The organism is Brasilonema octagenarum UFV-OR1 (assembly GCF_963888615.1).
GTDB lineage: Bacteria > Cyanobacteriota > Cyanobacteriia > Cyanobacteriales > Nostocaceae > Brasilonema > Brasilonema sennae.
Genome location: NZ_CAWPKW010000327.1, coordinates 1 through 13,404, shown reverse-complemented (window position 1 = coordinate 13,404; position 13,404 = coordinate 1). Strand labels below are relative to the sequence as shown.

The following is a 13,404-nucleotide window of genomic DNA, read 5'->3' as shown; positions in this document are numbered from 1 at the left end:
GGGGTTTACAAATACAATCCCGCTAATATTGTCAGAAATGAGTTATCACTATTTGTCGAAAATTTCGATAGGTGGTCTGGGGGCTTTTAATCGCAAATTGCGGATATAGCGTTGCCTAAAGTCTGGAACGATTTGCATCTCTATATTTCATACCCTTTTCGATATAAGCTCCTTTCGTCTTCTCATCTTACGCATTGCCCCAATTATCCAAGGTTGTGGGGATTTTCAAGTGCTTTTCAGTCCAGTTAATGTCAATTTATTGACTTTTATACTACGTAAAATAGTTAACTCTGACATTTCCAAATTAGTATCACTATTTTTGAACACCGTGTTGATAAACAAAAGCCACCTTTTGACATATTGAGACTAGTTTTAGGCAACTCTCAAGTTAGGGGAGACCGTAAAAATAAAATACCAGCCGTATTTCAGGTTGACGGGTTGGTAACGAGGGATCTAGGTTTGACGGCTGGTATTTTATTTCAAGGCAAGTGCCTTACCATCAGTTGCTTTTCAAAGTACAGTTGCGCTTAAGGGTTCTCAATGTCAGTATCAAACTCGCCTAATCCACCAATAGAAAATCAAATACTTGCCGCACTTTCAGCGGCTGAGTATCAACGTCTAGTTCCCCACTTAGAGCGAGTCGAATTTAAAAATAAGCAAATCCTCTACGAAGTAGGCGAACCGATAACACATGTCTATTTTCCCCATCAGGCAATAATTTCTTTAGTCTCTAACCTTGAAGACGGATCGACCGTTGAAGTTGGTATAGTGAGCAATGATGGCATGGTGGGTCTTCCTGTAATTTGGGGCGGCAACACGACAACCACAACTGCATTTGTGCAGGTTGCCGACGGTGGTATGAAGATGAAGGCTTTGCCACTCATAGCGGAGTTCAACCGAGGCTCTGAACTTCAACGTTTGCTATTGCGTTATACTCAAGCACTGTTCACCCAAGTCACACAAACAGCAGTCTGCAACCGCGTGCATACGATAGAAGAACGACTTGCCCGTTGGCTGTTGATAGTTTCTGACGGTATGCAATCTGATAAATTCCTGCTAACTCAAGAATTTATTGGTGAAATGCTAGGCTGTCGCCGCTCAGGTGTCACAGTGGCTGCTGGCATCCTTAGCCGAGCCGGAATCATTACCTACAGGCGTGGACATATTACCATCCTCAATCGGGAACACTTGCTCGATGTATCTTGTGAATGTTATTCCATCACCAAAAACGAGTACGCTCGATTGTTAAGTAAACAGAGCTAGCGGTAGTCAACAGCGGTCAGCACAAAACCAGTTTTTTATGTATTCACGCGTCCCCTCTCTAAAAGCTTTGCTCTTCGGGGTTTAATGTGCGAAACCGTACTGACTCCCAACGTCAAGCAGGTGTAAATTCTAAGCAATATAAATAAATGTCATGTTAATGCTTTTTGAACAAACACTTCAAAATCAACCGTCATCTCTTGATGGTTTACGGGTACTTGTGGTAAGTAATAATGACGATTGCTTGTGGCTAGTTAGGGTTATTTTTGAAGAGTGTTTTGCAAAAACGAAAATGGCAAGATCTGTGGATAATGCCATACAAGTCATAGAAGAGTGGAGACCTGATGTTATAATCAGCGAGATCAGACTGCCTAAGAAGGACGGTTATTCACTAATTCGCTTCATTAGAAACAAAGAAGCCAAGGAAGGAGGATTTATTCCTGCTGTGGCGATTACAAGTTATATGTGTCCAGAAGAGTTTAATACAGCAACGGATGCTGGGTTTCAGGAGGTTATTTATATACCTTTTGAAATTGATACGCTTGTTGCAGTTATTACACAGCTTATACGAGTTACATAAACAATTAAAAAATACGATACCTCTAGTATTAAAAGAGTATACAAATATTTCAAAATTCAATTCCTACTTTAGAAAGGGTTTTTTGTAATTTCAATTCCTGCTTTAGAAAGGGTTTTTACAAATACGACTTCACTAGTATTGAGAGTATCATCAATTTCAAGATGACAACATCAAAAAGCCCCAGTTACCTTGGGGGCTTTTTATTTTTTATATGGCAATAGCACCAGTAACATCAATAATTTCCTGTATAAGTGTAATGTGTATTTGAACCATAAATGTATTAGTCAACACAACTTTTTGTAACGAGGGATTCCTGCTTTAGAAAGGGTTTTTACAAATACGATCTTACTAAGATTGGAAGAAATAGAGGATTAATAATACGACATAGCTTTCCAAAAAAGCACTGGGAACCTTTCTTCCATCGGTTCCTTCCCTGTACCTGTTGAGTACAGGGTTTTATTTTGGTGTGGTCATTTACGCTCGGAAAAACTCCTATGTGTTGTATTCGTCAACACAAGCTTTTGTAAGTGAAAGTCCTACAATAGACAGGGGTTTTACAAATACAATCCCGCTAATATTGGAAGAAATGAGTTATGAATGTTTGTCGAAAATTTTCAATAGGTGGTCTGGGGGCTTTTAATCGTAAGTTGTGGGTATAGGGTTTTCCTAACATTTGGAACGTTTTGCATCTCTATATTTCTTAGCCTTCTCGATATAAGCTCCTTTCATCTTCTCATCTTACGCATTACATTTTCTTTCCCCCATTATTCGATAAGGTTGTGGGGGATTTTCGAGTGCTTTTCAGTCTCGTTAATGTCAATCAATTGATATTAATATCAAGGTCAATTGATTGACTTTTATACAACTATTTCAAAATTCACGTCCAGACAGTCGCTGGGGGATTTTTAATTGGAAACTCCACAGTGTCGTATTCGTCAATACAAACTTTTGTAATCTAAACTCCTGCTGAAGAAAGAGTTTTACAAATGTGCCATCGCTAGTATTGGAAGAAATAAAGGTTGATTATTCGTTATAGGGTTCCTTACCTCTATAGGTACCTCCCCCGCACCCATTAAGTGTGGGTTTTTTTTTATTTTTAGGGTAGTGAGCGGGAAATATTCGACTTGACAATTTAGTCAAGGAAAACAGAAAAAATTTAATATTTCAAAATGAATTAATTCGTGAATACTGTATTTATCAATACAAATTCTTATAATCTAAACTCCTGCTTTAGAAAGGGTTTTACAAAATATGATGTCGCTAGTATTGGAAGAAATGGATCGTTAACCATAGTCACAAGTCCTCAGTACCATGCCTGGGGGCTTTTAATCGTAAGTTGTTGACAAGTAACGCCTAACCCTTGCAGCAGGTGGTAAACTCGTTGTAGTAGAAGACCACTGGAGTGAGGGTGGACTAGGTGCCGCAGTCCTTGATGCTTTTGTGGGTACGGGGAGCGCTCCTGCTTATGGTGAATTGGCGCTGAACCTAGTCAAGCTGGCAGTGCAGGATATGCCCGGATCGGGTACTCCAGAAGAACTACTTCATACAGCAAAAATTGACGCTGATGCGATTGTCAAGGCAGTGCGTTCGCGTTAGCGTGGGCTCTGCGCAATCGCTTGTCAAACAAGCAGCTTGGGTGCCCGCAGAGTAACACGCATGATATCGTTTCCGGTTGAATCTAAATAATTAAATAATTAAAAAACCGCAGAGGCGCTCCAGAACGCAGAGGAGCCAGCGCTCTTTGGAGCGCTGGTCTCACCAGGTGCTAACTCCTGCGAAGACGCTCTTGCAATAAGTCGGGAAACCCTAGCCGAGCACTGGCTCCCCTTACACCCTTACAACGCCAGGTGCTTCAAGTCGGGAAACCCTAGCCGAGCACTGGCTCCCCCTATCCCCTTACACCCCTAGTTGTTGACGCCGCCGCTTAATAAACGTAACAAAAGCCACTCCTAGCATCAGCAGTGCGATCGCACAAACCCCATGCCATTGCCAACGACTCCAAGCATATGCACCAAGGAACGAACCCAACGCCCCTCCCATAAAGGAAAAGGTCATATAAAGCGCATTCAAACGGCTGTGAAACTCTAAAGGTAAACTGAAAATTCTTGCCTGGTTGGAAATATGTGTGCTTTGCGCACCCAAGTCCAGAAGAATAACCCCGACAATTAGCCCCAGGATGTGGTAACCAAACACCCACAAAATGAGAAATGACAAGGTTGTAATCGAAAGACCCAACGCCACAGTTATCTTGGGATTCCTTTTATCTGCTATCTTACCTGCAACAGGAGCCGCTGCCGCTCCTACCACACCAACCAGCCCAAACAACCCCGTCACTTCACTACCGTAGTGATAAGGTGGCTGTGCTAAAAAGAAAACAAGAGTACTCCAAAAAGTACTGAAGGCTCCAAAGGACATCGCCCCTGCAAGAGATGCTTCACGTAAAATAGGCTGCTGTTGTATCAACTTGAATAAAGATCCAACCAATTGAGGATAAGAAACTCGCAGCGACGGTTGACTTTTTGGCAGCATTCGTGATAAAACAGCAGCCAGAACAATCATCAATCCACTCGCCAGCCAATACATCGCCCGCCAGCCCAAACTTGCCCCCACAAAACCGCTGACTGTCCTAGCCAAAAGAATTCCTATCAACACCCCACTCATCACCGTACCAACAATTCTTCCCCGCTGCTCTGGTTTTGCCAGTTGTGCTGCTAAAGGAATTATCAACTGAGCCGAAACACTGGTTATGCCGATCGCCAAACTCGCCACTAGCAACCAAGCAAGGTTGAGTGATACTGCTGCTGCTCCCAACGCTACAGATGTCAACACCAGCATCATCAAAATTAACCTTCTCCTCTCCATCAAGTCGCCCAGTGGAACAAGCAGGAAAAGCCCTACAGCATAACCAATTTGAGTCAACATGGGAATCCACCCAGTCGCATGGCTATGAGCTTGAAAGCTTTCGGCAATCACCACCAACAGAGGTTGGTTGTAATATAAGTTAGCGACGACAGTTCCACAGGTTATTGCCATTATCAAGACTAAACCACGCCCTAAAGGGTTTTGGCTAGTTCTATGAGTAGATGCACTCTTGGAATACTGGTTAACACTTTTCACAGAAGATCACTCCATTTACGTATAAATTTGTAGATTTAAATGAGGGGGTGTAAGGGCAACGCCAAGGTGAGCGCTCAGCCGAACGGTGTAGGGGACGAAGAGTTTACGTCCCCCCCTCCCTGCACCTCGAAACCTCGAAATCCTTAGTTTTGGTCATCTTCTGTACATATCGTGGTGCTTTTTTTCTTATAGATTATCGATAATCGCTAACTTCACTTCAATTTATCGATAATCTATAATCAAAGTCAAGTAGAAAAGAGAAGAAAAAAAAGTTGGAAAATGAAAATGAAGCGTGAATGCATGAGCGATCGCGTCAAGCAGGTACTCATAGAGCGCATCCTTAACGGCACTTATGAACCTGGTAAGCGATTGGTAGAATTACAGATTGCTAAAGATATGGAGACAAGTCAAGCACCAGTTCGGGAAGCACTGCGCGAACTAGAAGCGATGCGGCTGGTGGATAGTCAACCCTACCGGGGAACGCGAGTGCGGGAGGTGAGTTTGCATGAGATGCAGGAGTCTTATCAAGTTCGAGGAGAACTCGAAGCATTGGCAGCACGGTTATCAGCGCCTAAGTTTCACAACAATCCTCAGCCACTTCAGACTGTGCAAGTGGTATTTCGAGATGCAGCTTTAGCAAAGGACTTGAAGGTACTGGCACGGCAAAATGCAACGTTTCATCGACTTATTGTTGAGACATCAGGTAATAGTGTCTTATTGCACACGTGGGATTCATTAAATTTTGAAGCTTGGACTCGCATTAAGTTAGAATTGAGCCAAAATAAAATTGATCCGCTGTGTTTTGTAAAGGAACATCAGCAAATCATTAACGCATTCGTGCAGGGCGATGGAAACACCGCAGCAGAGTTACTTCGCCAACATGCACAGACGACTGTGTTAACGCCTGAGACACAAGAGGCAGCTTTTCCTTTGTGAATAGAAAACAGGCAACAGGGAATAGGGAACAGGGGAAGGTTTTTTAATCCCTTTGGCTTTAACCTTTCCCCTTTCCCTAAGCTTTACAAGCGCATTTTTGGGTTGCCAAACCACTAGTACACAATGGCGGAAATAAAGCTACCATTTCATACACCCAAAAGCCTTGTATTTCAAGCATTTTGAATTTTGTTCGCGTAGCGTGCCCGCAGGGCATATTTTGAATTTTGAATTCCGCCTTGCGGTACTAGGTGGGCAGAAATTTTGAAATCTCACACAAACCAAAAACGATGTAAAAGCTAGAATCTAGCTATATCGTATCTGGTGAGTAGATAGTATTGTTAAGTTCCGAATATGGCAGGACACAGTAAGTGGGCAAATATTAAACGCCAAAAAGCAGTTGTGGATGCAAAAAAGGGTAAGACTTTTACCCAGTGGTCGCGTGCTATTATTGTGGCGGCAAGAAGTGGGGTTCCAGATCCAGCAGCAAATTTTCAACTGCGTACGGCAATAGAAAAAGCAAAAGCGGCGGGTTTACCTAATGAGAATATTGAAAGAGCGATCGCCAAAGGTGCAGGTACACTCTCAGGCGGTGCTTCTAGTTTAGAGGCAGTTCGCTACGAAGGTTACGGTAACTTTGGGTAAAAGAATTTTCTGACAATCTCCTCATTTTTCTGTCTTAGGTTTCGCCATAGTTGGTGAAAGTCTTTACAACTACTCGATTAACCACTCCGCAGCGCGTTCACCTAAATCTAACGCAATGCTCACAGCTTTACCAAGTCGTGGACGTTCTCGTGTTTCTCTAATATATGTTCTTACCTGTGCTTCACCACCTAAACCATTGAGATAGTTGGCGATGCTATCGAGATGCTCTTGATACTCTACCTCATTTAATGGGAAAGACACTTGCTCTAAATATTTCCACATAACTTGTAAGAATATTTTACCCTGTGTCCGACGCAACTGGACATCATAAGAGCGTCCCCACTTATCAAGCAACAGTTGGCGTAATTCCTGTCCCGTCATATATTTTCTCAAATATTTTTACATTTAGTTATGATGTTAAGTTCCATGACTCAAGTATGATAGGACTATAAAGAAATGTAATCCTACTAAGAAAGATGCTGGAAAGATTTTTGCACAAAGCATCCTAGCATCATTGTGGGCATTATCCTTTTCAGTCAGACAAGAGTTTCTTAATGAAAAACTCAAGTCATATTTGTTAACAAAATACACAAAGAACGCGTAGGTTATGGCTCAATTTTCTGAATCAATGGACGTGCCCGATATGGGGCGTCGTCAATTCATGAATCTTCTGACATTTGGAACTGTAACCGGAGTGGCTCTGGGAGCATTGTATCCCGTTGTCAGCTATTTTATTCCTCCATCAAGCGGTGGGGCTGGAGGTGGTACAACGGCAAAAAACGAGCTGGGTAACGATGTCAGTGTTAGCAACTTTTTGGAAAGTCATAATGTAGGCGATCGCGTTCTGGTTCAAGGACTTAAGGGAGACCCTACTTATATTGTTGTAGATAGCAAAGAGGCGATTACTGATTACGGAATTAACGCCGTTTGCACGCACTTAGGTTGTGTTGTTCCTTGGAACGCAGCAGAGAACAAGTTTAAGTGTCCCTGTCATGGTTCACAGTACGACTCTACTGGTAAAGTAGTTCGAGGTCCAGCACCGCTATCTTTAGCTTTGAGTCATGCAAAAACCGAAGAAGACAAAATCATCCTGACTCAATGGACGGAAACTGACTTCCGTACAGGCGAAGAACCTTGGTGGGGTTAACAGTTATCAGTTATCAGTTATCAGTTATCAGCTCATCTTGGCTTGATAATTCTTCACTGTTTACTGAAAAGGCTGTTCACTGATGAAATCAGTGCATAGTCTATAGTTTGGAGTCGAAATTTGACTCTTGACTAATGACTAATGACTCTTGACCCTTCGGGTATCTCCTGAGCCCTTCGGGCACGGCTTGAGGCCGAACGGAGACGCTTCGCGTTCGCCCTTGGCGTGCGCTTTGCGCTTACGCACTCACCTAGGTCGGGAAACCCTCCTGCGCCGTGCTGGCTCACTAATGACTAATATCAGAGAATCGTTGTCCTAGTTGTCCTTATAGAGATGAGAAATGTTTGTCAAACAGCGAGTTTAACTCGCAGTGCTGGAACAATTATCAAAACCTTGCTCGTAGCGATCGCCACAGTGACATTTTTCTTCACCAGTGATCTAGTTCTACCTCAAGCAGCTTCAGCATATCCCTTTTGGGCACAAGAAACCTACCCCGAAAGCCCTCGCCAAGCGACAGGGCTGATTGTGTGCGCCAACTGTCACCTAGCAGCAAAGAAGACCGAAGTTGAAATCCCCCAGTCTGTTCTGCCTGACACGGTATTTAAAGCCGTGGTAAAAATTCCCTACGATACAAGCGTACAGCAGGTGGGTGCCGATGGTTCTAAAGCTGGCTTAAATGTCGGTGCTGTGCTGATGCTACCAGAAGGCTTCAAGATTGCTCCTGAAGAACGCATTCCCGAGGAGTGGAAGGAAGAAATCGAGGGTTTATTCTACCAACCCTACACCGAAGACAAAGAAAACGTTGTCATCATTGGACCGTTACCTGGTGAACAATATCAGGAAATCGTCTTCCCAGTGCTTTCTCCTAACCCTGCAACTGACAAGAACATTAACTTTGGTAAGTACGCTGTTCACGTAGGTGGTAACCGTGGACGCGGACAAGTTTACCCCACTGGCCAAAAGAGCAACAACACCGTATACACCGCTTCTGCTGCTGGTACAATTAGCAAGATTGCCAAAACAGAAGATGAAGATGGTAACGTCAAGTACGAACTCAGCATCCAACCTGAATCTGGGGACGTAGTAGTTGACACCATACCCGTTGGACCAGAATTGATTGTCTCTGAAGGACAAGTGGTCAAAAAAGATGAACCTTTGACCAATAATCCAAACGTTGGTGGATTTGGTCAAGATGATGGGGAAATTGTGTTACAAGATGCTAGCAGAGTTCAATGGATGATTGCATTTGTCGCACTTGTTATGTTGGCTCAAGTTATGCTTGTCCTCAAGAAGAAGCAGGTTGAAAAAGTTCAAGCTGCAGAAATGAATTTCTAAATTCAGAGCCAAATTATCAGTCATAGGACAGGTGTTTGACCTGTCTTTTTTATGTTTGTTTGACTTGATTATAAGAAATGTTATAATAAGATGAATTGCCTTTATAAAGGAGCATACTTAGATGACCGACAAGACCTATCCTATAGCTTCTGCTAAGATAGGCACGCAAGATGGTTTTCGCTTACCTCGTGCTTTTTCTAAAGACCATCCTCATTTAGTTAATACTTCAGGTTATGTGCAAGTCTTGTCTAAAAATACCTTTTTAGTGCAATTAGACACTGATGAAGTTGAGGAGGTAGATGAAACAGAATCTATTATGATGAGTCTGTTCCTCGACTTTTTGATGAAAGATGCTATTACAAATCCTGAGCAACTCGTTGCTTATACGAAAGAAATGAGCGACGAAATGGATGAGCTACTTTGTGATGTTGTTTTGGATGCATGAACTCATTCACATCTGATGGATGGAGAATATTTTTCTACCCATTGTTTGATAAGCAATGGGTACAATTGTCTCATCGGGTTCGTACTTTAAAAACTGAGTTATCTAAACAAGAGTTTATGACTCATGCAGATGTAAAGCTACTAAAGGGCTTGAATATTGGTATTAAAGAAAAAATCACTCAAGACCCTTTTGCATCTCATTTTATATTACACAAGCCTTTACACAAGTATGGTCGTCTGAAGAAAATGGGGCTACCTGCCCGATATAGATTATTTTTTAGGGCATTTAAAGAACAAAAAATTATTATCATTATTTGGTTAGGATTCCCGCGTAAAGAAGGGGATAAAAACGATTGTTATCAGGTTTTTGCAAAAAAAGTTAGTAATATTGACTTTCCTGAAAATGTAGATGAACTGCTTGCTGAATGTGAGGTAACAGATTTTCAGGAAGAAAAGAAAGATTCAGTGAAAACTAAATGATTAGGAAAGATGCTGCACAATAAAAAGCACAACGCTTAGACGATGTGGACAATGGAAAAGAAATTTTGGCTTTGCACCAGCAGGTGAGGATGCTCTCACCTGCCTAACCTATGATTTCCGTTTCGCTACTACAATGGACGATACACTCGGTAGTTGATACTAGGGAAAATATTGTCCATATATTCGACCTTTTCCAGCCAACCGCTGTCTATTTTGCCGATTTTAACGTCTTCGTAAAGTTTGTTAAAGCGCATGAGGTGCGATCGCGTCCTTCTGACAGCATAAGGTACCATCGTTCCCGTTCGCATAATAAACGCCCAGTCGGAAGACTGCGCCAACAGCAGTTCCCTCGCTGCTTGGTTCAACGCTTTCCATTCCAACTCATCCTCTGGTTCCCGCTTTGCTATTTCAATCATCCGTTCTGCGGCTTTATGCAAGTGTGGGTAAATCCACGTATTTGTGTGGTTCAACCAATACTCGTGGAATCCTTTATAACCCCAACTCGATTGCGAAGGACGGCAAACTTGCTGACTTGGATTTGCCCGCAGATAATCTGCCAAATGGGTCATTTCATAGGTTTTTTGGTCATACCATGACTTGCGGAACAGGTAATCAATGAACCAAGGACCTTCATACCACCAATGTCCATATAACTCAGCATCGTAGGGAGAAACAATAATTGGTGGACGGTTCATCATAGCATGAAGATTTCCTACTTGCTGCTCTCGGTTATACATGAAATTAGCAGCATGTTCTGCAGCTTTTTCCCGTGCCCAATAAGGGTCGTAGAGTGCCTTATCTGACAGTCCTAAGCCACGACCTGTAATTTTGTGATACTTAATGCCCGTATTTTTCCGCTGACCATTGGGCATAATGTAGGGCTTGATGTAGTCATATTCTGCTTCCCAGCCCAAGTCTTTGTAAAACTCGCGGTATTCTGCAGCACCAGGATAGCCAACCTCAGAAGACCATACCTGCTGAGAAGATTCATGGTCTCGACCAAACGCAGCAACGCCACTTTCTGTAAAAATTGGGGCATAGGTACCAAATCGTGGACGGGGACGGGCATAAAGAATACCATGTCCATCGGTCAGGAAGTAGCGCAACCCTGCATCGGCTAACATTCGGTCAACACCTTCATAGTAGGCGCATTCTGGTAACCAAATGCCTTTGGGTGGACGACCAAAGTTTTCTTCGTAGTGTTCGCAAGCTACCTTTATTTGTCCCCACACAGCTTGTGGGTACATTTTCATCAGTGGTAGGTAGCCGTGGGTAGCACCGCAGGTAATGATTTCTAAATTGTTAGTGTCTTGATATTGCTTAAAAGCTGTGACTAAGTCCCCGTTGTAGCGTTCCCAAACTTCTCGTATCGCCTTGAACTCACTGGCGTAATGCTCGGCTAAATAACGAATATGACCATTGTGGACATTATGCTCGAATTCCAGTTCTATAAGTTCTTCAAGTTTGGCTAAATGAGCGTCGTAGCGTTCTTGCAACACAGGATCGCGTAGCATTGACACAAGAGGAGGTGTCATGCTCATCGTGATTTTAAAGTCAATACCGTCTTGCTTCAAGCCTTCAAAGACTCGCAGCAAAGGAATGTAAGTTTCGGTAATGGCTTCATAGAGCCATTCTTCTTCCAGCACATAATCACTTTCTGGGTGACGAACGAAGGGCAGATGTGCATGGAGTACGAGCGCAACGTAGCCGATAGCCATAATTATAGTTCCGGGGTGGTACTTATTTAGATTGAAGGTTGGGATTTGGTAGATGTTAACAATATTTTAAGACTTTATGGGGATCGTTACAGTCTTTAGTCAACTCTCCAAATTATGCATATCAAACCCTCCCGCTTTCACGTCGCCAAAATTTCACCTTTAAGCCATCATGAGGACGGGAGAACGGTAGCACAACACGCTCTAGATTTTGTCCAGGGAGTAATTCCCAGTGATACTCACGAATCAACAACGCCGCAAACACCTTCATCTCCAATCTGGCAAACTCTTTACCTAAACATTCTCGAATTCCACCACCGAACGGAATATAGCTAAAAACCTTTTGTTTGTTCTCGGCTCGATCAGGTGCAAAACGCTCTGGGTCAAATCGTTGAGCTTGAGCATAGACATTCTGGTCTTGATGAGTTTCCTGGATCTGGTAAAACACATCCCAACTTTGCGGGATGAGATAGCCACCGAACTCGCAGGACTCAAGCACTTTCCGTGAACCACTGCGAACTACTGGAGGTGCCATTCGTAAAACTTCTTTTAGCACTTGCTCCAGATAAGTCATTTGCTTGAGAGATTCCTGCGTTAGCGGTTGTGTCAACCCTAGTTGCTCTTGTTCTGCACGGGCTGCTTGTAGCACTTCTGGATGTTGAGCAAGCAATAAACACAAGGATGTGAGTGCTGAAGTTAAGGTTTCGTGTCCAGCAACGAGCATTCCCAACACGTTATCCTTCACTTCCTCCAAGCTCAGACGATTACCCTCTTCATCCTGCGCCTGCAATAGAATTTTCAAAACATCCTGATTAGAGTTTCGATGTTGTTGGCGTTGGTTGATCATTTCATCAATCAGCGCAAGAAGCTGCTCACGCGCACGAACCGCACGATCAAACTTGCTCCCAGGAAATCGAATCGGAATGGATAACAGCCCGTCACTCCAAGTCTGATAAACTTTTTCCAGGTTTTCATCTGAGGCAGTCTCAACGTTCACGAACAACTTACAGGCAATATCCAGCGTATATTTTTTCAGTTCGCAATACCAAGTCAATGTTCCCATGCGTTCCCATTTATGCAGATAACGACGGGTCATATCTTCTATTGTCGTACCGTACTCGGCTAATGCTCTTGGCTCAAAGGCTTGGAACAACTGCTTACGAAGTATTTGGTGAGCAGTGCCCGTCTTTACTCCAATTGAGTTTGCTCCCAGTAACACCTCAAAACTTGGAGTATTGGTCATCTCGAATCGCTGACTTTCATTGGTGAACAAAAAACGAGTTGCATCAGCTCCAATTAAAACAATCGTTGGACGACCAAACAGATGAGTTTTGAAAATTGTTCCATATTGTTTTTGTCGCTGGTTCATAAAACGGGCTGGATCGCGCAAATAGCTGATGGATTCGCCAACAATGGGCAAACCGAAGCGACCAGGAGGTAACGGGAGCTTTCCTTTCGGGGTTCGCCAAGCAAATCGCTGAGTCGGGAGGCTGGTCATGCTGTTTTCTGTTGTTTAATGAATAAAGAAGTTTTTTATTTACGATACTGTATCGTAAATAAAAAGAAAATGTCAATTGGACAACTGCTTGGTAAGTTGTTTAGATACGAATGCCTTAGAATGACCAATGATTCCTTGATGGTACAAGCCCCCGGATAACTCCTGTGGAAGCAATCCAAAATCACGCCACTTGCTACAACGGTCAAAGCTCGCCGCTTGGGTTGCTTCCCCCGGCAGACTTTGGGGGAAC

General features: G+C 43.1%; 11 protein-coding genes and 2 pseudogenes. 9 read left to right on the top strand and 4 right to left on the bottom strand.

Features of this window, described 5'->3' with window-relative positions; all coding sequences use genetic code 11:
* The first annotated feature begins 540 nt into the window (after window positions 1-540).
* The 3 genes and pseudogenes from AC5590_RS29410 to AC5590_RS29400 form a co-directional block, all read left to right on the top strand.
* Entirely contained in the window at window positions 541-1,263 is a 723-nt protein-coding gene (locus tag AC5590_RS29410) for a Crp/Fnr family transcriptional regulator (protein ID WP_169266840.1), read from the top strand.
* Between the two features lie 151 nt (window positions 1,264-1,414).
* Window positions 1,415-1,840 carry a response regulator gene (locus AC5590_RS29405; protein WP_169266839.1) on the top strand — a complete coding sequence of 142 codons (426 nt, stop codon included), beginning with the start codon at window positions 1,415-1,417 and terminating at the stop codon, window positions 1,838-1,840.
* 1,371 nt (window positions 1,841-3,211) lie between these two features.
* Window positions 3,212-3,436 (top strand): annotated as a pseudogene (locus AC5590_RS29400) (transketolase C-terminal domain-containing protein); the annotation flags it as partial.
* 300 nt (window positions 3,437-3,736) lie between these two features.
* Here the strand turns inward: AC5590_RS29400 and AC5590_RS29395 are convergent.
* Window positions 3,737-4,957: an MFS transporter gene (locus AC5590_RS29395; protein ID WP_246162902.1), complete on the bottom strand. Its 1,221-nt coding sequence runs from the start codon at window positions 4,955-4,957 to the stop codon at window positions 3,737-3,739.
* 285 nt (window positions 4,958-5,242) lie between these two features.
* Here AC5590_RS29395 and AC5590_RS29390 point away from each other — a divergent pair, with 285 nt between their 5' ends.
* Both AC5590_RS29390 and AC5590_RS29385 read left to right on the top strand, forming a co-directional pair.
* Window positions 5,243-5,893 (top strand): GntR family transcriptional regulator, encoded by a 651-nt coding sequence (locus tag AC5590_RS29390; RefSeq protein WP_169266838.1) that lies wholly within the window; start codon window positions 5,243-5,245, stop codon window positions 5,891-5,893.
* A gap of 351 nt (window positions 5,894-6,244) precedes the next feature.
* Window positions 6,245-6,532, top strand: a pseudogene (locus AC5590_RS29385) (transcriptional regulator family protein); the annotation flags it as partial.
* A 72-nt stretch (window positions 6,533-6,604) separates the two neighbouring features.
* Here AC5590_RS29385 and AC5590_RS29380 read toward each other — a convergent pair.
* Window positions 6,605-6,916, bottom strand: coding sequence for a DUF3067 family protein (locus tag AC5590_RS29380; protein WP_169266837.1), 312 nt, complete (start codon window positions 6,914-6,916; stop codon window positions 6,605-6,607).
* 226 nt (window positions 6,917-7,142) lie between these two features.
* Between AC5590_RS29380 and petC the strand changes: the two genes are divergently transcribed.
* The 4 genes from petC (at window position 7,143) to AC5590_RS29360 (ending at window position 9,941) form a co-directional block, all read left to right on the top strand.
* Window positions 7,143-7,682: a cytochrome b6-f complex iron-sulfur subunit gene (gene petC, locus AC5590_RS29375; RefSeq protein WP_169266836.1), complete on the top strand. Its 540-nt coding sequence runs from the start codon at window positions 7,143-7,145 to the stop codon at window positions 7,680-7,682.
* A gap of 333 nt (window positions 7,683-8,015) precedes the next feature.
* The gene (gene petA, locus AC5590_RS29370; RefSeq protein WP_169266835.1) at window positions 8,016-9,017 is read left to right on the top strand and encodes a cytochrome f; all 1,002 of its coding nucleotides are present in this window, start codon (window positions 8,016-8,018) and stop codon (window positions 9,015-9,017) included.
* A 121-nt stretch (window positions 9,018-9,138) separates the two neighbouring features.
* Window positions 9,139-9,462 (top strand): hypothetical protein, encoded by a 324-nt coding sequence (locus AC5590_RS29365; protein WP_169266834.1) that lies wholly within the window; start codon window positions 9,139-9,141, stop codon window positions 9,460-9,462.
* Entirely contained in the window at window positions 9,459-9,941 is a 483-nt protein-coding gene (locus AC5590_RS29360) for a type II toxin-antitoxin system YhaV family toxin (RefSeq protein WP_169266833.1), read from the top strand. The genes AC5590_RS29365 and AC5590_RS29360 overlap by 4 nt, the downstream gene beginning before the upstream one ends.
* A 128-nt stretch (window positions 9,942-10,069) precedes the next feature.
* Here AC5590_RS29360 and AC5590_RS29355 read toward each other — a convergent pair whose 3' ends face one another.
* Together AC5590_RS29355 and AC5590_RS29350 are read right to left on the bottom strand one after the other, a co-directional pair.
* Window positions 10,070-11,659, bottom strand: coding sequence for a glycoside hydrolase family 57 protein (locus AC5590_RS29355; protein ID WP_169266832.1), 1,590 nt, complete (start codon window positions 11,657-11,659; stop codon window positions 10,070-10,072).
* A 121-nt stretch (window positions 11,660-11,780) separates the two neighbouring features.
* Window positions 11,781-13,154 (bottom strand): cytochrome P450, encoded by a 1,374-nt coding sequence (locus tag AC5590_RS29350; protein ID WP_169266831.1) that lies wholly within the window; start codon window positions 13,152-13,154, stop codon window positions 11,781-11,783.
* Window positions 13,155-13,404: the final 250 nt, after the last annotated feature.